20 protein-coding genes and 1 other RNA gene are annotated in these 22,280 nt (G+C 65.8%); 4 read left to right on the forward strand and 17 right to left on the reverse strand.

The genetic code is table 11. The features are described 5' to 3' along the window. Positions 1–23: 23 nt before the first annotated feature. The 10 genes from murG to rsmH all read right to left on the reverse strand — a co-directional run bounded on the left by murG (position 24) and on the right by rsmH (position 11,842). Positions 24–1,124, reverse strand: a complete 1,101-nt coding sequence (gene murG / locus IVB31_RS26810; RefSeq protein WP_247329897.1) for an undecaprenyldiphospho-muramoylpentapeptide beta-N-acetylglucosaminyltransferase — start codon at positions 1,122–1,124, stop codon at positions 24–26. Between the two features lie 176 nt (positions 1,125–1,300). Beyond that, positions 1,301–2,452, reverse strand: a complete 1,152-nt coding sequence (gene ftsW, locus IVB31_RS26815; RefSeq protein ID WP_247329900.1) for a putative lipid II flippase FtsW — start codon at positions 2,450–2,452, stop codon at positions 1,301–1,303. A gap of 234 nt (positions 2,453–2,686) precedes the next feature. Then, entirely contained in the window at positions 2,687–2,998 is a 312-nt protein-coding gene (locus IVB31_RS26820) for a hypothetical protein (protein ID WP_247329903.1), read from the reverse strand. 95 nt (positions 2,999–3,093) lie between these two features. Continuing rightward, on the reverse strand, positions 3,094–4,494 hold the full coding sequence (gene murD, locus IVB31_RS26825) for a UDP-N-acetylmuramoyl-L-alanine--D-glutamate ligase (protein ID WP_247329906.1): 1,401 nt from the start codon (positions 4,492–4,494) through the stop codon (positions 3,094–3,096). Positions 4,495–4,504: 10 nt separating this feature from the next. Further along, positions 4,505–5,608: a phospho-N-acetylmuramoyl-pentapeptide-transferase gene (gene mraY / locus IVB31_RS26830; protein ID WP_247329910.1), complete on the reverse strand. Its 1,104-nt coding sequence runs from the start codon at positions 5,606–5,608 to the stop codon at positions 4,505–4,507. Positions 5,609–5,774: 166 nt separating this feature from the next. After that, the gene (gene murF, locus IVB31_RS26835; protein ID WP_247329913.1) at positions 5,775–7,154 is read right to left on the reverse strand and encodes a UDP-N-acetylmuramoyl-tripeptide--D-alanyl-D-alanine ligase; all 1,380 of its coding nucleotides are present in this window, start codon (positions 7,152–7,154) and stop codon (positions 5,775–5,777) included. After that, on the reverse strand, positions 7,151–8,623 hold the full coding sequence (locus IVB31_RS26840) for a UDP-N-acetylmuramoyl-L-alanyl-D-glutamate--2,6-diaminopimelate ligase (RefSeq protein ID WP_247329916.1): 1,473 nt from the start codon (positions 8,621–8,623) through the stop codon (positions 7,151–7,153). The genes murF and IVB31_RS26840 overlap by 4 nt, the downstream gene beginning before the upstream one ends. Before the next feature lie 82 nt (positions 8,624–8,705). Beyond that, a complete protein-coding gene (locus IVB31_RS26845; protein ID WP_247329918.1) occupies positions 8,706–10,460 on the reverse strand; it encodes a penicillin-binding protein 2 in 1,755 nt (584 codons plus the stop codon). Beyond that, a complete protein-coding gene (locus IVB31_RS26850) occupies positions 10,457–10,849 on the reverse strand; it encodes a hypothetical protein (protein ID WP_211397309.1) in 393 nt (130 codons plus the stop codon). Before IVB31_RS26850 ends, IVB31_RS26845 begins: the two co-directional genes overlap by 4 nt. Before the next feature lie 3 nt (positions 10,850–10,852). After that, positions 10,853–11,842 carry a 16S rRNA (cytosine(1402)-N(4))-methyltransferase RsmH gene (gene rsmH / locus IVB31_RS26855; protein WP_247330584.1) on the reverse strand — a complete coding sequence of 330 codons (990 nt, stop codon included), beginning with the start codon at positions 11,840–11,842 and terminating at the stop codon, positions 10,853–10,855. Between the two features lie 442 nt (positions 11,843–12,284). Between rsmH and IVB31_RS26860 the strand changes: the two genes are divergently transcribed. Next, on the forward strand, positions 12,285–13,148 hold the full coding sequence (locus tag IVB31_RS26860) for an N-acetylmuramoyl-L-alanine amidase (protein ID WP_247329920.1): 864 nt from the start codon (positions 12,285–12,287) through the stop codon (positions 13,146–13,148). Between the two features lie 148 nt (positions 13,149–13,296). Here the strand turns inward: IVB31_RS26860 and IVB31_RS26865 are convergent, their stop codons facing one another. Both IVB31_RS26865 and IVB31_RS26870 read right to left on the reverse strand, forming a co-directional pair. After that, a complete protein-coding gene (locus tag IVB31_RS26865; RefSeq protein WP_247329922.1) occupies positions 13,297–14,529 on the reverse strand; it encodes an RNA polymerase sigma factor in 1,233 nt (410 codons plus the stop codon). A gap of 13 nt (positions 14,530–14,542) precedes the next feature. Next, complete coding sequence (locus tag IVB31_RS26870; protein ID WP_247329924.1) at positions 14,543–14,896, reverse strand: YciI family protein; 354 nt, start codon at positions 14,894–14,896, stop codon at positions 14,543–14,545. A gap of 147 nt (positions 14,897–15,043) precedes the next feature. Here IVB31_RS26870 and rnpB point away from each other — a divergent pair. Further along, an RNA gene (gene rnpB / locus IVB31_RS26875) (RNase P RNA component class A) lies at positions 15,044–15,472 on the forward strand. 111 nt (positions 15,473–15,583) lie between these two features. Here rnpB and IVB31_RS26880 read toward each other — a convergent pair. Both IVB31_RS26880 and IVB31_RS26885 read right to left on the reverse strand, forming a co-directional pair. Continuing rightward, positions 15,584–16,297, reverse strand: coding sequence for an alpha/beta hydrolase (locus IVB31_RS26880; RefSeq protein WP_247329928.1), 714 nt, complete (start codon positions 16,295–16,297; stop codon positions 15,584–15,586). A 72-nt stretch (positions 16,298–16,369) separates the two neighbouring features. Then, entirely contained in the window at positions 16,370–16,834 is a 465-nt protein-coding gene (locus IVB31_RS26885) for a DUF983 domain-containing protein (protein ID WP_256464354.1), read from the reverse strand. Between the two features lie 49 nt (positions 16,835–16,883). Here IVB31_RS26885 and IVB31_RS26890 point away from each other — a divergent pair, with 49 nt between their 5' ends. Then, a complete protein-coding gene (locus IVB31_RS26890) occupies positions 16,884–18,254 on the forward strand; it encodes a PLP-dependent aminotransferase family protein (RefSeq protein ID WP_247329933.1) in 1,371 nt (456 codons plus the stop codon). A 7-nt stretch (positions 18,255–18,261) separates the two neighbouring features. Here the strand turns inward: IVB31_RS26890 and IVB31_RS26895 are convergent, their stop codons facing one another. After that, the gene (locus tag IVB31_RS26895; RefSeq protein ID WP_247329937.1) at positions 18,262–18,519 is read right to left on the reverse strand and encodes a hypothetical protein; all 258 of its coding nucleotides are present in this window, start codon (positions 18,517–18,519) and stop codon (positions 18,262–18,264) included. Positions 18,520–18,748: 229 nt separating this feature from the next. Between IVB31_RS26895 and IVB31_RS26900 the strand changes: the two genes are divergently transcribed. Further along, a complete protein-coding gene (locus IVB31_RS26900; RefSeq protein ID WP_247329940.1) occupies positions 18,749–19,492 on the forward strand; it encodes a sulfite exporter TauE/SafE family protein in 744 nt (247 codons plus the stop codon). On the opposite strand, the gene IVB31_RS26905 is transcribed toward IVB31_RS26900, so the two are convergent. Next, a complete protein-coding gene (locus IVB31_RS26905) occupies positions 19,493–20,761 on the reverse strand; it encodes an O-antigen ligase family protein (RefSeq protein WP_247329943.1) in 1,269 nt (422 codons plus the stop codon). It lies immediately after the preceding gene. 71 nt (positions 20,762–20,832) lie between these two features. Next, entirely contained in the window at positions 20,833–22,239 is a 1,407-nt protein-coding gene (locus tag IVB31_RS26910) for an MATE family efflux transporter (RefSeq protein ID WP_247329946.1), read from the reverse strand. Positions 22,240–22,280: the final 41 nt, after the last annotated feature.

Consider the following 22,280-nt stretch of genomic DNA (forward strand, 5'->3'; position numbering starts at 1 on the left):
GCGAAGACAAGGGCTTTTTCGCGTCAGATTCCCGCGACTTTGCCCACCAGATCGGCCAGCCGCTCGGCCGCATCGAGCCGGCCGGCGCTGCGGGCTGCCTTAGCCATGGCGACGAGCCGCGCGGGCTCGGCGGCAAAGGCGGAGACCTCGGCGGCGAGGCGGTTCGAGGTGAACTCGGTCTGCGGGATGCGGATCGCGCCATCGACCTTCGCCAGCACGCCGGCATTGGCGAACTGGTCCTGGTCGATCGAGCCCGGCAGCGGCACCAGGATCGAGGGACGTCCGATCGCGGCGAGTTCGGCCACGGTGCCGGCGCCGGAGCGCGACACCACCAGATGGTTGGAGGCAAGCCGCGCCGGCAGATCGGTGAAGAACGGCGCGAGCTCGGCGTTGATCTTGAGCTTGTCGTAGACCGCGCGAACGCGGTCCATGTCCTCGTCGCGCACCTGCTGGGTGAGGACGAGCCGGCTCCATAGCGCAGGCTCGAGCCGCTCGATCGCACCGGGCACGATGTCGGCCATGATGCGCGCGCCCTGGCTGCCGCCGACGACGAGCAGGCGCAGCGGGCCGTTCACCTCGGGCACAGCGTATTGCACGCCAGCCGCGGCGAGGATTGCCGGACGCATCGGTGTGCCGACCATCGTGGTCTTGCCTGATAACGCCGGATCGCGGTCGAGCACGCCGGGCAGCGACGTCGCGATGGCGCGGACGCGGCTCGACAGAAACCGGTTGGCGCGGCCTAGCACCGCATTGGCGTCGTGGATGATGCCGGGCACGCCGGCGAATTTCGCAGCAACCAGCGGCGGCAGCGTCGGATAGCCGCCGAAACCGACGACGGCGACGGGATTCAAGCGCTTGATCAGGCGATAGGCAGAGAGCGTGCCGGCGGCGAGCGTGAGCCCGGCATAAGCGAGCTGCAACGGATTGCGGCCACGCGCGGTCTCGCTCGAGACCACGTCGATCATGTCCTTGGTGAACAGCCCGCTATAGCGAAGCGCGCGCTCGTCGGTGACGAGGCGGACGCGGAAACCGCGCCGGATCAATTCGACGCCGAGCGCCTCGGCCGGAAACAGATGCCCGCCGGTGCCACCCGCGGCGAGAAGAATCAGGGGGGAGTTGTCCATGGTGGGGAGTTTTACAGGGACTTTTTCATCAATGCGAGCCGACTACACGGGGCTCGTGCCCCGGGCGCAGCGCAGCGCGCCGCCCTTTGCGGCGTGGTGCGCTGCTGAACCGGGGCCCTTGGCTGCGGCATTCTGGGTCCGGATCTGCGCTAGGCTTGTCCGGGACACGAGACCTGTCACGCGTAGCTGCGCATCGCCTCGGCGTGGCCGCTTGCCTCGACCTCGGTGCGCGGGCGCAGCCGCGTCAGGGCCAGCATCATGCCGACGCCATAGGCCAGCGACACGATCGAGGAGCCGCCATAGGAGATGAACGGCAGTGTCATGCCCTTGGCGGGGATGAGCTGAAGGTTGACCGACATGTTGATCGCGGCCTGCACGCCGAACAGGATCGCCAGCCCCGAGGCGGCAAAGCGCGAGAACATGTCCTCGGTGGCATAGGCGCGCGACAGCGTGCGGATGACGACGAAGGCGAACAGCGCGAGCATGGCCAGGCACAGGATGATGCCGAACTCTTCGGCGGCGACCGCGAATACGAAGTCGGTGTGGCTGTCCGGCAGGCTGCGTTTTGCAATTCCCTCGCCGGGCCCGAGGCCGAACCAGCCGCCGTTATAGAAGGCCTCCATGGCGGTATCGACCTGGAAGGTGTCGCCGGAGGCAGGGTTCATGAAGCGTTTGATGCGGCCCGCGACGTGCGGGACGAACAGGTAAGCGCTGAACAGGCCGGCCGCTCCGAGCCCGGTCAGACCAAATACCCAGATCATGCGCATGCCCGCGATGAAGAACAGCGAGCCCCACACCATCAGGATCAGCATGGTCTGGCCGAAGTCGGGCTCCATCACCAGCAGCGACACCAGCATCAAGAGCAGCACCAGCGCCATGGAGGTCGCCGGCATCTCCGGCCGCCGGGTCGATTCCGCAAACAGCCAGGCCGCGATGACGACGAAGGAAGGCTTGGCCACTTCGGAGGCCTGGATGTTGACGCCGAGCAGCGTGATCCAGCGCCGCGAACCCTTCACTTCAGGGCCGATCGCCAGCGTCAGCACGATCAGGATGATGCTGACCGTAAAGATGATCAGCGCGCTGCGACGGATCGCGCGCGGTGACATAAAGGAGACCCCGAGCAGCACCAGGCAGGACGGCGCCAGGAACAGCACGTGGCGGCTGAAGAAATGGAAGGGATCGAGGCCGATGCGGGTCGCAACCGGCGGGCTCGCCGCCAGCGACAGGATCACGCCGGTCAGCATCAACGCCAGGATGGCGCCCATCAGCGGCTTATCGACGGTCCACCACCACTCGGAAAAGGGGGTGCGTTCTTCACGGGAGAGCATGGCGGCCGCTTTCGGACAGAGGTCGGTCCATTGGTCGCCGAGGTTGGTTACCGGGGGGTTAATGGGACGTTCAAGTTTTTGAAGAGTCTCATGCCCCGCCCGCAGCGCGGTGCGCCGCCTCTTTCCGGGTGGTGCGCTGCAGAGCCGGGGGCCCATTGCGGCTTGCTGGGTCCCGCCACTGCGGCACGTCACTTCGTGCCGCACCGCGTCCGGGACACGAGAGTGCCAATAGCCCTATTCGTAATTGATCGCGACATCCCCTGCACGCTGATCGCGCTTGTCGATCTGGGCTGCTCCCGGAATGAACCCGATCCTGACCGCATGCTCACCAGTCCATGCAACGCGGACATCCTGATGCTCGCGCACGCTGAGAAAGGTCGGCGTGCTCTCGGGCGAGAATGTCCGGCCGCGCGCGATGATGCTGGCTTGCGTGCTGTCAGGCACGTTGGCTCCGCACGCCTTCCAGACCACGACGACCAGCTTGCCGCCGCTTGGAGACGCGTATGCTTTCTGGCGAACGACGCGACACGCGCCAAATCCGCTCATGACGTTGTCGATGAAGGCAACAAAGAGGAAACCGGCGGCAACCGGAACAGCAAGAGCAGCAGCGACAATTCCGATCCAGCGTCGCCGCGACATTCTCAGACCACCGGCTTCACGCCCGGCAACGCCTGCACCAGCTCGCGGAACTTGGTGCCGCGGATCTCGAAGTTGCGGTACTGGTCGAAGGAGGCGCAGGCCGGCGACAACAGCACGACCGCGTCAGTGAGGCCTGAGGCTTCCGCATCACGTGCGGCGTGCGCGACCGCGACATCGAGCGTCTGGCTGATCTCGTGCGCCACTTGCGTGCCCAGCGTTCCCGCAAATTCCGGCGCGGCCTCGCCGATCAGATAGGCCTTGCGGATACGCGGGAAATAGCCGGTCAAACCAGTAATGCCGCCGGCCTTCGGCTTGCCCCCGGCGATCCAGAAGATTTCCGAAAAAGACGACAGCGCATGCGCGGTGGCGTCCGCGTTCGTCCCCTTGGAGTCGTTGACGAACAGCACGTTGCCGCGGCGGCCGACCTGCTCCATGCGATGTGCAAGGCCGGGAAAGCTGCGCAGGCCGTTCTGCAGCACATCGAGGCTGATGCCCATCGCGAGCGCCGCAGCGGCAGCGCAGGCCGCGTTCTGCGCGTTATGCAAGCCGCGCAGCGAGCCGATGCCGCCGAGTTTTGCGACCTCGCTGCGGGCGCCGCCCGAGGTGCGTATGATGGTGCCATGCTCGACATGGATGCCGCTCGCCAGCGGATTCCTCACGGAGATGCGCTCCACCTTCTTGCCCGCGCGATCGAGCCGGTCGGCGATGTCGCGGCAAAAACCGTCGTCGACGCCGACGATCGCGGTGCCCCCCGCTTGCACACCGGCAACGAGACGCTCCTTCACCGCGGCGTAATGCGCGATGGTGCCGTGACGGTCGATATGGTCCTCGCTGACATTGAGCAGGATGCCGACGGAGGGATCGAGTGAGGGCGTGAGGTCGATCTGGTAGGACGACATCTCGATGACGTGGACGCGGCCCGTGCGCGGCGGCTCCAGCGACAGGATCGCGGTGCCGATATTGCCGCCCATCTGGGTGTCGTAGCCGGCGACTTTCGTCAGGTGCGCGATCAGCGCCGTCGTGGTCGACTTGCCGTTGGTGCCGGTGATGGCGACGAACGGCGCATCCGGGGCATGCCGCCGCCGCTCGCGGCAGAACAGCTCGATGTCGCCGATCACCTCGATAGCGGCCTCGCGCGCCTTCAGCACGCTCCAATGCGGCACCGGATGGGTCAGCGGCACGCCGGGCGCGAGCACGAGCGCGGCAAAGTTCGCCCAGGAGACGTTGCGCAAATCCGCGGTGATGAAGCCGGCCTGCGCGGCCTTGGCGACGTTCTCGGCATTGTCGTCGGCGGCGATCACCTCGGCACCGCCGGCCTTCAGCGCGTGGCAGGAGGCGAGCCCGGAGCCGCCGAGGCCGAACACCGCGACCGTCTTGCCGGCGAAGGAGGTGACCGGGATCATCGCGTAACCGTCAGCGCAGCTTCAGGGTGGAGAGGCCGGCCAGCGCCAGCATCACCGAGATGATCCAGAACCGGATCACGATCTGCGGCTCGGTCCAGCCGAGCTGCTCGAAATGGTGATGGATTGGCGCCATCCGGAAGATGCGCTTTCCGGTCATCTTGAACGACACCACCTGCACGATGACGGAGACCGCCTCCAGCACGAACAGGCCGCCGATCACCGCGAGAACGATCTCGTGCTTCACCGCGACCGCGATCGAACCCAGCATGCCGCCGAGCGCGAGCGAGCCGGTGTCGCCCATGAAGATCGATGCCGGCGGCGCGTTGAACCAGAGGAAGCCGAGGCCGGCGCCCAAGAGCGCGCCGCAGAGCACCGCGAGCTCGCCGGTGCCCGCGACATATTTGATCTGGAGATAGTCGGCGAACACGGCGTTGCCGGCGAGATAGGCGATCATCGCAAAGCTGGCGGTGGCGATCATCACGGGGACGATGGCGAGGCCGTCGAGACCGTCGGTGAGGTTTACCGCATTGCCGGCGCCGACGATGACGAAGGCGCCGAACACGACGAAGAACCAGCCGAAATGCAGCACGGTGTCCTTGAGGAAGGGAATCGTCAGCGCGGTCGACGCGGGATCGCGGTTCAGCCGCACCAGCGCGTAGCAGGCAACCAGCGCGATCGCCGCCTCGATCAGCAGGCGAAGCTTGCTGCCGAAACCGGTCGTGGTCTGCTTGGTCACTTTGAGATAATCGTCATAGAAGCCGACGAAGCCGAAGCCGAGCGTCACCGCCAGCACGATCCAGACATAGGGGTTGAGCGGATTGGCCCACAGCACCGTGCCGACGGTCAGGCCGGACAGGATCATCAGCCCGCCCATGGTCGGCGTGCCCTTCTTGGCGAGATGCGATTGCGGACCGTCGGTCCGGATCGGCTGGCCCTTGCCCTGACGGATGCGCAAATGGTCGATGATCCAGGGTCCGAACAGGAACACGAACAGCGCGCCGGTGACGACGGCGCCGCCGGTGCGGAAGGTGATGTAGCGGAAGACGTTCAGGAAGGTGCGAACGGCACCGAAGCCCGGAAATGTGTTGGAGAGCTCGATCAGCCAGTAAAACATTCAGTCGGTCCTATGGCGCCTTTCGCACGCGGCCTTGATCTTGGCCTTCGCATTATCAACGTGCCTCACGCGCATTCGCTGGTCTTCATCATGGGGTCGGGCGACCTCTGGGAAAACGCTTCGCCCCGCAAAAGGCGGGATTCGGGAACAGCGCCTTCCAAGCAGTTTACGCCTTCGCCTGCAAGGCGGCCACTAGGCCCGGCACAAACTTGTTGACCCAGAACATCTTCTTGCTGCCCTTGACAACCACGACATCGCCTGCCCTCAGCAGGTCTGCGACCTCGCCCGGTTTGAGAGTCGCGGGATCGCCGTGCCAGCCCAGGCCCTTGCCCGATGGCAGCCCGTCGTAGAGGTGGCGCATCAGGGGGCCGACGCAATAGACGCCGTCGATTCCGTCGAGATGCTTGGCAAGGCCGGTATGGTAGCTGGGCGCGTCATCGCCCAGCTCCAGCATGTCGCCGAGCACCGCAATGCGGCGGCCGCCCGTCACGTTGCGCGCCTGGAGGCTTTGCAGTGCAGCAGCCACACTGGCCGGATTGCCGTTAAAACTGTCGTCGATCACGGTGACGCCGCCGACCGCCTGCTCGACGCCGCGGCCGGTCATGATGCCGACCCGGTCGAGCTTGATCGCGAGCGTCGCCGCATCGAGATTCGCCGCACGGATGGAAGCAAGCGCGGCGAGCGCATTCTGCACGCGGTGCGGCGCGCCCGGCGTCAGGCTGAAGGCGATCTCCTTCTTGCCGATCGCGGCCACGACCTGCCAGCTCTCGCCATGCGGCGCGTGGGTGACCTCGTGCACCTCGGCTTTCTCTCCGAAGCGCACCACCTTGCCCTTCCATTCGGACGCCTTGAGCCCGGCGGGCAACACCAGCACGCCATCCGCGGGCAGGCCGAGTGCGATCGACACCTTCTCGCGGCGGATGGCTTCAAGCGAGCCGAGCTTCTCCAGATGCACCGGCTGGACGTTGACGACGAGCGCGACCGTCGGCCGCGTCAATTCGCTGAGCCGCGCGATCTCGCCTCGCTGGTTCATGCCCATCTCGACGACCCAGAGACTGGCGTCACGCTTCGCATTGCACAGCGTCAGCGGCACGCCCCAGAAATTGTTGAAGCTCGACGGGCTGGCATAGGCGTTGGGGTAGGCCGCGAGGAATTCCTTGGTGCTGGTTTTGCCCGCGCTGCCGGTGAGCCCGATCACCGGCCCGTTGAAGCGCGCACGTGCCGCGCGCGCAAGGCCCCAGAGACCGTCGATCAGCGTATCCTTGACGACGATCTGGGGAATGCGGATGCCCGCGATCTCGTGCGGCACGATCATTGCGACTGCGCCCGAGGCTTCCGCCTTCTCCGCGAACTCCCAGCCGTCGCGCGCGCTGGCGAAGGCCGAAATGAAGCCGCCGCTCGGCGTGCCGCTCAGCGCGACGAACAGGCTGCCCGGTTTCACCAGCCGGCTGTCCTGGGTGACGAAATCGATCGGCGTGTCCGGGAACGATCCGTCCGCGCCCAGCGCACGCGCCACTTCGGCCACCGTCCATATTGGCGCGCTCATGCAATCCTCGACGCTAATGCGGCGGCGACCGCCTCGTGATCACTGAAGGGCAAAACCTCTCCGCCGACGATCTGCCCGGTCTCGTGGCCCTTGCCGGCGATGAGCAGCGCATCGCCATCTTCCAATTCCTCGATCGCGGTGCGGATCGCCGCGGCCCGGTCGCCGATTTCGCGGGCGCCCTTGGCAGCGGCGAGGATTTCGGCGCGGATGGCCTCCGGCTTCTCGCTGCGCGGATTGTCGTCGGTGATGATGATTCCATCGGCGTTGTCGACAGCGATCGCGCCCATGATCGGACGCTTGCCGGCATCGCGGTCGCCGCCGGCGCCGAACACGACGACCAGCCTGCGTTTCGCGTAGGGACGCAGCGCCTGCAATGCTTTTGCCAGCGCATCGGGCTTGTGCGCGTAATCAATGAAGATCGGCGCGCCGTTGCGCTCGCCGACGCGCTCCAGCCGGCCCTTGGCGCCTTCGAGATGTTCGAGGCTCGCGAACACGCTTGCTGCATCGCTGCCGGTGCCGATCGCAAGACCGGCCGACACCAGCGCGTTCTCGATCTGGAATTCGCCCACCAGCGGAAGCCGGATCGAATATCGCTTGCCGCGATGCTCGAGCGCGAGGACTTGCGAAAAACCTTCGACCTCCGCACCAGCGAGACGAATGCCCTCGCCCGCCCCGTCGCCGTTGCGACCGACCGCCATCACGCGCAGGCCGCGCGACTTCGCCGCGTCGATTGCTTCCGCCGAGCAATCATGATCGGCCGAGATCACGGCCGCTCCATCAGGCTGAATCAACTCGCGGAACAGGCGCAGCTTTGCCGCGAGGTAATGCGCGACGGTCGGGTGATAGTCCATGTGGTCGCGCGACAGATTGGTAAAGCCGCCGGCCGAGACGCGCACCCCGTCGAGGCGATACTGGTCGAGCCCGTGCGACGACGCCTCGAAGGCAAGGTGCGTGACGCCCTCGCGCGCGATCTCATCGAGCTGCCGGTGCAGCGCGATCGGATCGGGCGTCGTCAGCGAGCCGTAGACGGTACGCTTCGGCGAGACCAGGCCGATGGTTCCGATGCTGGCGGAGAGGTGCCCCAGCCGCTGCCAGATCTGGCGCGTGAATGCCGCGACCGAGGTCTTGCCGCTGGTGCCGGTCACCGCAGCGATCGTTGCGGGCTGCGCTGGAAAAAATCTTGCCGCGGCCAGCGCCAGCGCACGGCGCGGATTGGCAACTGTGATGAACGGCACCTTGCCGGCCGCCGGCGCATGATCACCGACCACCGCCACCGCGCCCGCGGCAATCGCGGCATCGACGAAGCGCGCACCGTCGGTCTTGCTGCCCGCGAGTGCGAAGAAGAGGTCGCCCGGCTTGACCGCGCGGCTGTCGAGGGCAACGCCTGTTACCTCGAGCGCCGCAACGGCGGGCTCGATTGCGGCATCATTGCCCTGAACGTCCTGACCTAGGAGGTCGCGCAGCTTCATGGTTGTCCAGTCGACATGCCGCGCCGGAACCGAATCTTCGGAAAAGCCCCGACTCAGCAGCGGTAACGGCCCACCCGGTTGATTACTGGGTTGTCCTGGATGCTGCAAGAATAAGGCGGTCGGACGGCGGCAGATCGAACCGCGGCTCGACGCCCAGGAGCGGTGCGATCCGCTCGATCACCTTGCCGCCGGTCGGCACCGCGTTCCAGCCCGAGGTGATGAAACCCTTCGTTTCGGGAATCGCCTGGGGCTCGTCCAGCATGATCAGGATCTGATATTTCGGATCGTCGCAGGGCATGATTGCGGTGAAGGAGTTGAGCACGCGCTTCTTGGCATAGCGGCCGTTGATGACCTTTTCGGACGTGCCGGTCTTGCCGCCGACGTAGTAGCCCTTGACGTCGGCGGTCTTGGCGGTACCGATTTCGGCATTGAGCCGCATCAGGAACCGCATCTTGTCGCTGGTCTCCTGCTTGACCACGCGCTTGGCCATCGCCGCCGCTTCGGACTCGCTGCGCTTCATGAAGGTCGGCGGAATCAAATAGCCGCCGTTCACCAGTGCGTTGATCCCCATCACCGCCTGCAGTGGCGCCACCGACATGCCCTGGCCGAACGCGATGGTCACCGTGTTCAGCTCGCCCCAGCGGCGCGGGATCAGCGGAGCCGCGCTTTCCGGCAGCTCGGTGCGCAGCCGCGTCAACTGGCCCATCTTGGCGAGGAACGCCTTGTGCGCCTCGACGCCCTGCCCGAGCGCGATCCGCGCGGCGCCGATATTGGAGGAGAAAGTGAACACTTCCTTGGTGTTGATGAAGCGTCCGAGCGCGTGGCTGTCGTGGATGGTGAACTTGCCGTAGTGCAGGTTTCCCCGGGCGTCCCACATCGAGTTTAGATTGATCTTGCCGGAATCGAGCGCCATCGCCAGCGTGAACGCCTTGAAGGTCGAGCCCATCTCGTAGACGCCGGTGGTCAGGCGGTTGATGCGGTCGGGATCGTGCGCTTCCTTCGGATTGTTGGGATCGAAATCCGGAAGCGAGACCATCGCGACGATCTCGCCGGTCTTGACGTTGGAGACGATGCCTGAGGCGGCCTTGGTGTGAAACTTCTCCTTGGCCTTCAGCAATTCGTCGCGCAGTGCGTGCTCGACGCGCAGATCGATCGAGAGCTCGATCGGCTTCTGCAGCCGGTCGGTGGCAAAGCCGGCGCGGTGGAGATCGGCAAGACCCTGGTTGTCGAGCCACTTCTCCATGCCGGCGATGCCCTGGTTGTCGATATTGACCAGACCGATGAGGTGGGCAACCTCGTTGCCGGTCGGATAGACCCGCTTGTTCTCGCGCAGGAAGCCGATGCCGGGAATGCCGAGCTTGTGGATGTCCTGCTGCTGCTTGGCCGTGATCTCGCGCTTGAGCCAGACGAAGCCCTTGCGCGCCGACAGGCGCTCGCGCACCTCGGCCTCGTCGAGGTCGGGCACGGTGGCGGTCAGAAGTTCGATCGCCTCGTCCTTGTCGATGATGCGGCGCGGCTCGCCGAACAGGCTCGACGCCTTGACGTCGGTCGCGAGTATCGCGCCGTTGCGATCGATGATGTCGGGCCGCGCGGTCGCGACCACCTCCTGCGCCGCGGCGCGGCGCGCGCCGTGGGCGTCGGCGCCGATCGCGAACATTACGAGCCGGCCGCCGATCAGGGCGTAGACCGAGGCGAACGCGAGCATCGCCAGGCCGACGCGCGCCCGCGCCTTCGCCGCGCGATCGACGTTGCGCCCGTAGAGCAGGCTGCGGATCAGCCGCTGCCGCCAGGGCTCAGTCGGCTTTTCCAAGGGTTTGGCCGGGGTCACAGCGCTCATTGCTTGTCCTCGGGGTGAGGCACGGAGCCCGTCACATTATCGGGATCGCTCGCGGCTTCGATGGTGTTGAGCATGGCCCCGATCGGATCCGGCTCGCCCGGCCTGAACATCCGCGGCGGACGCTCGGGAAGGTTCTTCAGTGAATCATACTGCGTGCCGTTGACCGGCTTGAGCTGCAGATGCCGGTCGGACAGGCCTTGCAGGCGCAGCGGCGCATCGAGCTTTGCCCATTCGGAGCGAAGCGCCGCAATCGCATCGCGCTGCTCGCGAATCTCCGCATGCAGCCGCAGCACTTTTTCGGTGCGCGCCGTGGAGTCCATCTTGATCCGGTAGACATAGGCCGCCGCGAAGATCAGCGCGCCGATGACGAGGAGGTGGATGAAGCGCATGCGCTAGCCTCCTTTCATCACGTCGGAGAGTTTTGGCCAGGGCGATGGCTCGCCAGCGTCATGCGCAGGCGCAGAGGTGCGCTCGGCGGCGCGCAGCTTTGCGGACCGCGCGCGCGGGTTATGCGCGACTTCGTCTTCGCCTGCGATCACCGGTCGCCGCGTCAGCAGCTGGAAGCTCGGCGCAGTTTGCGCCACTTCCGGCAGATGCCGCGAGCCGCCGCCGGTCTTGCTCCGCTCAGAGAGGAAATTCTTGACGATGCGGTCTTCCAGCGAATGGAACGAGACCACCACGAGGCGGCCGCCGGGCTTGAGCACGTGCTCGGCAGCAGCGAGCGCGGTCTGGAGTTCCTCAAGCTCTTCATTGACGAAGATGCGCAGGGCCTGGAACGTCCGCGTCGCCGGGTGAATGTCGCCGGGCTTGGACCGAACCACCCTGCCGATGAGATCGGCGAGCGCGCGCGTGGTCGTGAACGGCGTCTCCTGCCGGTCGGCGACGATGGCGCGGGCAACGCGGCGCGAATGCCGCTCCTCGCCGAGGAGATAGATGATGTCCGCGAGATCGCCTTCGGAGGCCCGTGCGACGATGTCGGCGGCCGTCGGTCCCGACTGCCCCATCCGCATGTCGAGCGGTCCGTCGAGGCGGAAAGAGAAGCCGCGACCGGCCTGGTCGAGCTGCATCGAGGATACGCCGACATCCATCACGACGCCGTCAACGCCATCGACGCCTTGCGCCGCACAGACCTCGGCAAGGTTGGAGAAGCGATCTTCAACGAGTGTCAGCCGGCCCGCGGAGCGCTCGACCAGCTCGACGCCGCCTGCGATGGCGGTGCGATCGCGGTCGATTGCGATCAACCGGGTTCCCGGCATGTCGAGGATGGCGCGGCTGTAGCCGCCGGCGCCGAAGGTGGCGTCGACATAGATACCGCCCTCGCGCGGGGCGAGGTGGTCGATGGCCTCGCGGCCAAGAACGGGGATGTGCGGAGCCGAGCTCATGCGCCAAGCCTGCGGCGCGCCAAGCCTGACGTCCATGCGAGATCGGGGACGAACAAGCTCATAACGCCTCGAATGATTCCGCGTCGCGGCGGTTCCACGACCCAACCCCCGTCCAGCATGGTACCCGAGCCTGGTGACCCCAGGCCGCCAACCCAGTGTTCCCAGTGGAATTTGTCGGGCAGCCATGGGATTTCGAGCCAAAATACGCTTTGGCCGCCTCCGGACGCGGGTCGGCTCTTCATCTCTCAGTAACGGCCCTTAGCGTTAAGAAAGCGTTGATCGGCTCGTGACAAGTCGAAAAGCTGACGCGGCGGTGATACTTCATCCACACACATGCGCCAAAATGCATCCGTTAACCCCGTCGCCTGATTGCGCACGGTGGAGGGTAAAGGAATAGTAAAGAGAAGGGCTTGGCCCACTCTCTGTCAATCTCGAGCTGTTTATGTCGTCCGGTTCGTCCACGCCGTCTGGATCTGATTCGAAGCGTCAACGCGTTCTCCCGGTTCCCAAGGCCGCGGCGAACTTGCGGACGTTCGAACCGGATTCCTCGACCGTCTCCGACATCATCCCCTCGCCGAACCATGGCGAGCGCAACAAGGGACGGCAGCCGGACATGATCCTGCTGCACTACACCGGCATGCCCGATGTCGAGGGCGCGCTGGCGCGGCTGTGCACGGCGGGCACCGAAGTTTCGGCACATTACATCGTGCTGGAGGACGGCCGCATCGTGCAAAGCGTCCCCGAGGCAAGGCGCGCCTGGCACGCCGGCGTCTCGTCCTGGGCCGGCGAGGACGACATCAATTCCTGCTCGATCGGCATCGAGATCGTCAATCGCGGTCACGATTGGGGCTATCCGGAATATCCGCTGCGCCAGATCGCCGCCGTGATCGCGCTGTGCCGCGGCATCATGCTCCGCCGCAAGGTGCCCGCGCACCGGGTGCTCGGCCATTCCGACGTCGCGCCCGCGCGCAAGAAGGATCCGGGCGAAAAATTTCCGTGGCATTCGCTGGCCAATTCCGGCGTTGGGCACTGGGTGACACCCGCACCGGTCGTGCGCGGCGAGAGCCTGATGCTCGGCACCATCAGCGACGAGGTGCTGAGCCTGCAGCAGGCACTCGCCAGATATGGCTACGGCGTTCCTCTCACCGGCAAATACGACGCCGCGACGATGGAAGTCGTCACCGCCTTCCAACGCCATTTCCGCCCGGCGCGGCTGGATGGTGTCGCGGACCACTCGACGCTGTCGACCTTGCAGGCGTTGTTGGCGAGCCTGCCCGCGGATGCGACGGTGATCGCGTCGAAGTGACGCGTGGGCTATGTCACTCCCGTGTCCCGGGCGCGCGAAGCGCGAGCCGGGATCCAGTCGGCGACACGATCTGCTATGGTGAGACGGGCCCCCGGCTCTGCGGCGCACCGCTGAAGAGGCGCTGCGCTGCGTCCGGGGCACGAGAGCCTTACTCCATCTCCCTCGTCCGCCGCGCATAGAGCCGCCGCAACGGCTCCAGCTGCGTCGCCTCCGTTGCTGCGCGATAGGCCGCGCGCGCCTCGTCCTTGCGCCCTAACCGTCGCAGCAGATCCGCGCGCACCGCGGGCAACAGTTCATAGCCTCCCAGCCCGCCGCGTGCGGCGATCGCATCCACGAGATCGAGCGCACGTGCCGGCCCATCGACCATCGACACCGCCGCCGCGTGGTTGAGCTCGACCACCGGAGACGGGCTGATGCGCAGCAGCACCTCGTAGAGCCCGGCAATCTGCGGCCAGTCCGTGTGCTCATAGCTCGGTGCACGCGCATGCAGCGCGGCGATCGCGGCTTGCACGGCATAGGGCTGCGGCCGGCCGGGCACGCGTAACGCGTCGTCCACCAGACGCAGGCCCTCCGCGATCTGTGCATGGTCCCACCGCGTACGGTCCTGCTCTTCCAGCAGCACGATATCGCCGGCGGCGGTCTCGCGCCCGGCGCGGCGCGCATCGTGCAGCAACATCAAGGCCAGCAGGCCCCTGATGCCGGTGCGATCGGGCATCAGCCGGTCGAGCAAACGGCCGAGCCTGATAGCCTCGGCCGCGAGATCGGGCCGCATCAAATCCGCGCCCGACGTCGCGACATAGCCTTCGGTGAAGACGAGATAGATCACGGCGAGCACGCCGTCGAGCCGCGCCACCAGCGTGTCGCGCTCGGGCACTTCATAGGGAATGCCGGCAAGCCTGATCTTCTGCTTGGCGCGGACCAGACGCTGCGCCATCGCGTCCTCACCGATGAGGAAGGCGCGCGCGACCTGCGCGGTCGACAGTCCGCACACCGTGCGCAGGGTCAGCGCGACCTGGACCTCGGGCGCAAACGCGGGATGGCAGCAGGTGAAGATCAGCCGCAGCATGTCGTCGTCGAGCATCGCCGGCGGCTCGTCGGCCGCTTGCGCGTTCAGCTCGAGCTCGTGCACGAGCGCCTGCTGCTTGCCGCGGAAGGCGATCTGGCGGCGAATGCGATCGATCGCCTTGTGCTTGGCGACATTGACCAGCCAAGCGCGCGGATTGTCGGGGACCTCGCCCGCCGGCCAGCGCTCCAGCGCAACGGCAATGGCGTCCTGGAGCGCGTCCTCGGCGAGATCGAAATCGCCGACGAGGCGGATCAGCGTAGCCAGCGCCCGCCCCGCCTCGTCGCGGAAGATTTTTTCGATCTCGGAAGCGGTCATTCCGTCGGCGCGGTCACTTGTCGTAGACCCAGATGGGGCGCACCTCGATCGAGCCGACGCGCGCCGACGGAATTCGCGACGCGATTTCGATCGCAGTGTCGAGATCCTTGGCCTCGATGAGGTAATAACCGCCGAGCTGCTCGCGCGTTTCGGCAAACGGACCGTCGGTCGTCAGCGTCTTGCCGTCGCGCACGCGGACCGTGGTTGCGGTCGTGGTCGGCCGCAGCCGGTCACCGGCCTTGAAATTGCCGTTCTGGATGATGCCTTGCGTGAAGGCCTCATACTCTGCCGACATCTTCTGGGTGGTTCCCGTGTCGATCTTCGCGTACTCGGCCTCGTTCTGGTAGATCATCAGCAGATACTGCATCGCTTCACTCCTGTTGTTGGGGGATCACCGACATCCAGTCGAACGAGCCAGACCCCAAACGACATCTTCAGGATAAATTATTTCAGGCGAACCGTGCATGGCGATATCGGCTTGCGGAACCGACACAAATGCTCCATGCGTAAGCCGTCAGTCGGCCGGACGGCCGCTCCAGCAAGTGCCGAAAGGCCGCCGGGGAGGAAAGTCCGGGCTCCCTTGACATACGGTGCCGGATAACGTCCGGCGGGGGCGACCCCAGGGAAAGTGCCACAGAGAACGAACCGCCCGCCTTCGCAGCGCAAGCTGCAGGCGAGTAAGGGTGAAAAGGTGCGGTAAGAGCGCACCGCGGCTGCGGCAACGGAGCCGGCATGGTAAACCCCACCGGGAGCAAAACCGAATAGGGACGGCATAGCGGAGTGTTCGCGCAAGCGATAACGCCGCGGGGCGATGTCAGGCCCGCCGTCCGGGTAGGTTGCTCGAGGCCATGTGCAAACATGGTCCCAGAGGAATGGCCGTCACGTATCGTTCGCGCAAGCGGACGGTGCCTTACAGAACCCGGCTTACAGGCCGGCTGATATCCTAAAGCGCTTTCGAGCGAAGTGGTTTTCCGGTTCGCGAAGAAAACGCGTCTTACTAAGAAGTGACGAGGGGTTCGATGCTAACGCATCGGGCCCCTCACCATTTGGCGCTCTATCCGACGATCTCCCGCAGCACGCCCATCAGCGCCTCCGGCGCCGTCACGTTCGGCGCGTGACTGGCGTCGAGCTCGAAATAGCGCCAGCCATCCTCGCTCTTCGTCCGCTTGGCGAACTGCCCGAACACGTCACCCGGCGGGATGCGCTTGCAGTAGATATAGCTGCGCGGCATTGCCGGCTCGCCATGCTCCAGCTTCAGCTTGGTCTCGAAACATTTGATCGGCATGTTGATCCGGCGCGCGTTGAGCCAGTCGAGATCGGCCTGCGGCGTATCCGGCGGCGGCGGGTTTGGCGGGATGCGATAGCCATCGCCTGAAGCTGCTGCCTTGCGCATCGGCTCGCGCCCGCCCTCATGGAGGTCGAATAGCGATTGGCCGTCACGCGGTACGAACGCGTCGAGATAGATTAGTTGCGTGACGCGCTCACGCGCACGATCGGCGACGCCGGTGGCGACCATGCCGCCATAGCTGTGGCCCAGCAGCACGATGTCGCTGAGATCCTCGAAGGCGATGACGTTGAGGATGTCCTGGATGTGCGTGTCGAGATCGATCGCAGGATTGGCCAGATGCGCGCGCTCACCGAGGCCGGTATAGGTCGGCGCGATCAGGCGGTGGCCGGCCTGCGCCATCAACGGATGCATCTTCTTCCAGGCCCATCCACCGGACCACGCACCGTGACAAAGCAGGAAGGTTTTCGAGCGTGCGGCCATCGGCGTTTCCATCGTTCTTGTTTGATACGATGGAGTGTAGCGGCCGACCGCGGGATGTAAACGCCACGGCCCCTAGGCCGAGCGCGTATTCGCTTTCACGAGCACCGGTGCAAACTGCCCGGCTTCGCGCCGCAGCTTGCTCGCCTCGAAACCGTGCATGCCGATCTGCCATTGCAGCCCGACGATGGCGCCCTTGGTCGGTTGCAACAGCGCGAGCGCGGCAAACAACGTCACCGGCAGCCACACCGCCAGTTGCAGCCAGACTGCCGGTGCATAGGCGGTCTCGACCGCGAGGATCGCCGGGACCACGAGATGGCCAACGACGACCATCACGAGATAGGCCGGGAAATCATCGGCGCGCTGGTGAAACAGCTCCTCGCCGCAATGGTCGCAGGTATCGGCCACTTTCAGGAAACGGCCGAACGCATGCCCTTCGCCGCAGTTCGGGCACTTGCCCAGGAAACCGCGCCACATCGCTTTCGTGAGAGAGACTGAACCGGTTGCCATGACAGCACCTCTTCCTTTTCGTTGATCCATACAATACTATCTTGCATCCATACATTCAAAGGATATGGGCGTTAATTGCATGGACTGGACCCCTACAATCTCGGAGCTATCAGGGCCGCGCTACCAGCGCATCGTCGATGCCATGGAGGCCGATATCGCCGCCGGCCGGCTGGTGCGCGGCCAACAATTGCCGACCCAGCGCGCCCTCGCAAAAGCGCTCGGCATCGATCTCACCACGGTGACGCGTGCCTATACCGAGGCGCGGCGCCGCGGCATCATGGAAGCCCGGGTCGGACAGGGTTCGTTCGTGTCGGAGACCAGCGCGCGCCGCGCGGTCGACCTGCCGCATCCCGTTGCCATCGACCTCTCGATGAACGTGCCGCCGCATCCGCTCGAAGCGCAACTCGACGAGCGCATCATCGCAGGGCTCGAGGCCATCCGCGCACAATCGGGCCTGACGGCCCATCTCAACTATCAGCCGCCGGGCGGCAGCGCGCATGAGCGCGAGGTCGCAGCGCGCTGGATGCGCGCCCGCGTGCCGCACGCGCATGCCGACCGGCTCGTGATCTTTCCCGGCGCCCAGACGATACTCTTCAATCTGCTCGCCCACCTCGCCCGGCCCGGCGACATCGTGCTCACGGAAGCCCTCACCTTCCCCGGCATCAAGGCCGCCGCCGCGCGGCTCGGCGTCAAGCTCGTCGGCATCGCCATGGACGACGGCGGCATCCTGCCCGACGCGCTGGCGAAGGCTTGCCGCACGCGTAGGCCGAAAGCGGTCTATCTGATTCCGACGCTGCACAATCCGACCACCGCGACGCTTTCCCCCGAGCGCCGCAGCGCCATCGCGAAGATCATCAGCGATGCCGATACGATTCTGATCGAGGACGACGCTTACGGGCTGCTCGATCGCGCGGCGTCGCCGATCGCCAACCTCATTCCGGAGCGGACTTATCTCGCGACCACGCTGTCGAAGTGCATCGCGCCGGCGCTACGGGTTGCCTATCTGGTGACGCCCGACAGCAGCGCGCAGCGAGACATGCGAACCTGCCTGCAGGCGACCGTGCAGATGCCGGCGCCGCTGATGGTCGCGCTGGTGACGCATTGGATCGAGACCGGCGTCGCCGATCGCATCATCAGCGCTATCAGGAGCGAGGCGGTCGGCCGCCAGCAGCTCGCGCAACGGGCGCTCAAAGGCTTTGAGTTCCAGGCCAAGCCCGCCGCTCATCATCTGTGGCTGCGGCTGCCCGAGGGCCGCTCCGACGTCGCGGCGCATCTCCTGCGGAATGGACTGGCAGTCGTCGCCGGCGATGCCTTCACCGTCGACGGGACCCCGCCGCATGCGGCACGCGTCTCGCTTGGCGCGGCGCGCAACAGGGCGGAATTGACGGAAGCGCTGCGCATCCTGGTCGGCGCGCTGCACAGGCCCGCTGACACCAGGCAGATCGTCTAGCAAGAACTTATTGGTGCTGACGGCGATGCCGCGAGCGCACGACCGGCGCAACAGCCGAAGGATAAGTCTGCGATGCGTAGGCATCGCTCGGCTGGCCGAGAGCCCCGCGCGCGGCGGGCGTGAGCTGGCCGCCGTTGAGCACGTCGCGGTCGGGATGGGCAGCCTGATAGGCCGCAGGCTCCGAAAACTGCGCCTGCGCCATTGTCGGCATCAAGGCCGCCGCCGACAATAGCGCGGCAGCAACGGCAATCATCGTGCGGGTCATCGTCCTTCTCCATCATCTCATTCGGGGAGGCCAATGGAGCGCATGATGGCGCCGGGCGGACCCCCAGGCTCGAAGTACGATCATCATCTAGGCCTGTCTTTCCCGAACGCCCGCTTCTGGAGATCACGCTTGCGTGCGGTTTTCAAATTGACCTCCGCCGCCGAAGCCGTGCTATGCGGGCAGCGGCGATCAACAGTTCGAGATCGCCCATTGTGCCAAGGACGATCCGTTGGAAACGCTCACCTACGCACTGCTGCTGCTCGGCGCATTGGCCGGAGGCTTCGTCTCGGGCCTTGCCGGGTTCGGCACGGCGCTGATGGCGCTCGGCATCTGGCTCTACGTGCTGCCGCCTTCGCTCGCAGTGCCCCTGGTGCTGATCTGCTCGGTGATCGCGCAGACCTCGACACTGCCGTCGATGTGGAAGAGTTTTGATCTCTCGCTGGTCTGGCCGTTCCTGATTGGCGGACTGATCGGCGTGCCGCTGGGCACCCTGCTGGTCGCCTCCGCCGATCCAAAAGTGTTCAAGCTGAGCGTCGGCGTGCTGCTGCTGATGTTCTCGAGCGCGCTGTATCTCAACAAGAAGCCGCTCGCCATCAAGTTTGGCGGCCGCATTGCCGACGGCGCGATCGGATTTGCCGGCGGCATTCTGGGCGGCCTCGCCGGATTGTCGGGGCCGCTGCCGATCCTGTGGGCCAACATCCGCGGCTGGAACAAGCACGAGCGGCGCGGCATCTTCCAGCTCTTCAATTTCACCGTGCTCGCCACCGCGTTGGTGTTGCAGACGGCCTCGGGCCTCGTCGCGTTCAAGGTGGTCTGGCTCGCGCTGGTCGCCTTTCCTGGCACTCTGATCGGAGCATGGGCCGGCGCGCGCGTCTATCACGCGCTGAACGACAAGCATTTTGGCGATGTGGTGCTGGGCCTCCTGTTCCTGTCGGGCCTCACCCTCGTCTGGAACAGCCTTGCCGCACCATAGCTAGCCTCGTTGTTTCTTCGCGGCGAGCGCCATGCCGCCGGCAATTCCGACGCCGAGCACGTAGATCCAGCCCTCGGCGAAATCGAACAGGTGCGAGTTGAGCAGCGAGGACAGCATGTTCTGCACCACGACCAGGAGGCCGATCCAGCAGGCCAGCCCCTCGCCGCGAAACAGCGCGAGATGCGCAAACCAGAGCGCGTAGAGGACCATGACGCCCAGCACCCCCCACTGCACGGCGACATTGAGGGTCTGGTTGTGGGGATCACCGACGACTTCCGCCCGAACCCCGCTCTCGCCGGCAGCGGCGCGCGCGAACAGGCCGCGGATCGCGCCGGTGCCGTGACCGAGCAGCGGCGCATCCGCTGTGAACGCCAGCGATTTGCGCCAGTACTCCAGCCGGGAGCCCATGCCGCTGACGTCGTTGCCGACGACACCGACCTCATAGTCTCCGCTGAACTTGGCGACCGTCGCGCGCAAATGCGGCGAGACCGTCCACAGCAGCACGGCCAACAGTCCCATCGCGCCGGCAGCGAGCAGCGCCGCACGCCAGCGCAGATGCAGCAGCGCGAACACCACGATCAGGATCGGCAGCGTCACCAGCGCCGTGCGCGAGACTACGACGAACATCATGTTGGCGAGGAATCCGACCGCGAGCGCCATCAACAGCGCCGCGAAGCGGAAGCGGCCTTGCCGCAGCAGCGCCACGATCGGGTAGACCAACGCGATCGCACAGAGCGCGAACTCCTGGCTCTGGTCGATATAGTTGCGTACCGCGATCCCGCTTTCGACCTTGTAGGGCCCGCGCGACAGATAGAGTTTCAGCGACAGTGCGGGGTCGATGGCAACGGCGAAGGAATAGAGCATCAGCGCCGTGCAGGACACCAGGAACGCGGAAAACACCCAATTGCCATAGGGCCAGCGCTCGAACTGGTAGATCAGAAGCGGGATCACCAGCAGCTTTGCCGCCGGCCCGATCGCGTGGAGTCGTTCCGGCCATGGCGCATCCGACCAGAACGTGCCGACAACCGCGAGAACCACCAGCGCGATCGGCAGCAGGCAGATCGGCCGCAGCAGCGAACGCGGAAACGCGTGGAGGTCGACGAACGCGAATGCGATCAGCCAGGGAATAAGCGCAAAGGTGAGCCCGGTCGTGGTCCACGGCAGGAGCAGCGCGATCAGCGCGACGAAGCGGGCCGGCGTGCGATAGCGTGCCGCCCAGATCGCCGAGAGCCAGGAATCAGGCCGCTGCTCGTTCAACACCTCGGTCATTTGGCCCCTTGCCGCCGCCATCCCCACGGCGCAGAAAATAGCCGGAGCCGTGGGGAGAGAACAAGATAGCGCTACGCGGGGGCGCGTGCGGGAGGGGCCGCGAGCTCAGGCGCAGCCTGTTGCTCGGCCTCCTTGTGCCGAACAACCACCAGGCGCTTGCCGAATTCGCGGCGTAGCAGCCACAGGCTCAGGGCGGCCTGCAGCGTGGTCGCCGCGATCGACAGGTACCAGATGTGCTCGATCCGGAAGCCCGGCCGCGTCGACAGCCAGACCGCCGGCAGCGAATAGGTGAAGACGCGCGTTGCCGAGCTCCACAGCACCGGCTTGGTATTGCCGAGGCCCTGGAACATGCTCGAGCAGGTGAAGATCAAGCCCTGCGCCACCATGTTGAACGAGATGATCCGCAGAAACAGGAAGGCGATCTCCATGGTCTCCCGGTCGTTCGAGAATCCGGCGAGCAAGAGCTCCGGCTTCAACTGCGCAAGGCCCATGAAGCCGATCGCCACGACACTGGTGATCAGCGCCGCCTTGACGAAGGTTTCGCGCACGCGCTCTCCCTTTCCGGCCCCCATGTTCTGGCCGGCGATAGGCCCGGCGGCGAGCGCAATCGCGAGCGCCGGCATCTGGATCAGGCCCAGGACGCGCTGACCGATCCCGAAACCCGCCTGCGCCGCCGCGCCGAAATCGCTCAGCACGAAATAGACCACCGCCATGAAGATGAACATCATCGCGAACTCGCCGCCGGCAGGCAGACCGACATTGAGGATGCGCTTCAGATGGTGCGCGCGCGGACGCCACTGCGCCGGATTGAAGGCGACATAGCGCTCGACCTTGCGGAAATGCGCCAGCAGCATCAAGACGCCGATGGCCACCGCGATCGAGCTCGCCAACCCCGCCCCGGCAACGCCGAGCGCGTAGCCGGTGCCCCAGCCCGAGATCAGCACCGGCGCCAGCGCGATGTTGATGGCGACGGCGAGCGCCCGCACATACATGGCGGGCCGCACAATACCGGTTGCCCGCAGCGCGGAAGCCAGCACTTGCATGGCGAATTCCAGCGCCAGCGCCGGCATGAACCACAACAGATAAGTAGTACCGGCCTCGATCGTGGCCTGGTCCGCGGCGATCGAGCGCATGTAGAGGCGCGACAGCGTCGCACCCATGACCAGGGTCAACAGGCCGAACACTACCGACAGCGCGATCGCCTGGTTGAAGATCAAATTGGCATCCGGCCGATCCCTGCGTCCCACGGCATGTGCGATCAGCGCGACCGTGCCGACGCCGAGCACCTGCATCAGCGCGTTGACGAGAAAGCCGGCATTGCCGGCCGCCGCCACGCCCGCGACGGCGGCATCGCCCAGGCCCGAGACGAAATACAGATCGACCAGCTGGCAAAGCATGATCGTGATCATGCCGACCATGATCGGCGGGGCCATGGCCAGGATGTGCTTCGCGATAGAGCCGTCGGTCAGGTCTTTCATCTCGTTCCATCCTTGACGACGCGGCTTTCCGGATCTTTGTC

Source organism: Bradyrhizobium sp. 21 (genome assembly GCF_023073335.1).
In the GTDB taxonomy this organism is placed as follows: domain Bacteria; phylum Pseudomonadota; class Alphaproteobacteria; order Rhizobiales; family Xanthobacteraceae; genus Bradyrhizobium.

Coding starts and splice junctions, on each gene's coding strand:
- IVB31_RS26845 (WP_247329918.1), bottom strand. CDS start 10,460: ATGAGCGCTGTGACCCCGGCCAAACCCTTGGAAAAGCCGACTGAGCCC.
- IVB31_RS26860 (WP_247329920.1), top strand. CDS start 12,285: ATGTCGTCCGGTTCGTCCACGCCGTCTGGATCTGATTCGAAGCGTCAA.
- IVB31_RS26870 (WP_247329924.1), bottom strand. CDS start 14,896: ATGCAGTATCTGCTGATGATCTACCAGAACGAGGCCGAGTACGCGAAG.
- IVB31_RS26905 (WP_247329943.1), bottom strand. CDS start 20,761: ATGACCGAGGTGTTGAACGAGCAGCGGCCTGATTCCTGGCTCTCGGCG.
- IVB31_RS26865 (WP_247329922.1), bottom strand. CDS start 14,529: ATGACCGCTTCCGAGATCGAAAAAATCTTCCGCGACGAGGCGGGGCGG.
- IVB31_RS26840 (WP_247329916.1), bottom strand. CDS start 8,623: ATGAAGCTGCGCGACCTCCTAGGTCAGGACGTTCAGGGCAATGATGCC.
- rsmH (WP_247330584.1), bottom strand. CDS start 11,842: ATGAGCTCGGCTCCGCACATCCCCGTTCTTGGCCGCGAGGCCATCGAC.
- IVB31_RS26895 (WP_247329937.1), bottom strand. CDS start 18,519: ATGACCCGCACGATGATTGCCGTTGCTGCCGCGCTATTGTCGGCGGCG.
- IVB31_RS26910 (WP_247329946.1), bottom strand. CDS start 22,239: ATGAAAGACCTGACCGACGGCTCTATCGCGAAGCACATCCTGGCCATG.
- mraY (WP_247329910.1), bottom strand. CDS start 5,608: ATGTTTTACTGGCTGATCGAGCTCTCCAACACATTTCCGGGCTTCGGT.
- ftsW (WP_247329900.1), bottom strand. CDS start 2,452: ATGCTCTCCCGTGAAGAACGCACCCCCTTTTCCGAGTGGTGGTGGACC.
- IVB31_RS26850 (WP_211397309.1), bottom strand. CDS start 10,849: ATGCGCTTCATCCACCTCCTCGTCATCGGCGCGCTGATCTTCGCGGCG.
- murD (WP_247329906.1), bottom strand. CDS start 4,494: ATGATCCCGGTCACCTCCTTCGCCGGCAAGACGGTCGCGGTGTTCGGC.
- IVB31_RS26820 (WP_247329903.1), bottom strand. CDS start 2,998: ATGAGCGGATTTGGCGCGTGTCGCGTCGTTCGCCAGAAAGCATACGCG.
- IVB31_RS26880 (WP_247329928.1), bottom strand. CDS start 16,297: ATGGCCGCACGCTCGAAAACCTTCCTGCTTTGTCACGGTGCGTGGTCC.
- IVB31_RS26885 (WP_256464354.1), bottom strand. CDS start 16,834: ATGGATCAACGAAAAGGAAGAGGTGCTGTCATGGCAACCGGTTCAGTC.
- IVB31_RS26890 (WP_247329933.1), top strand. CDS start 16,884: ATGGACTGGACCCCTACAATCTCGGAGCTATCAGGGCCGCGCTACCAG.
- murG (WP_247329897.1), bottom strand. CDS start 1,124: ATGGACAACTCCCCCCTGATTCTTCTCGCCGCGGGTGGCACCGGCGGG.
- murF (WP_247329913.1), bottom strand. CDS start 7,154: ATGAGCGCGCCAATATGGACGGTGGCCGAAGTGGCGCGTGCGCTGGGC.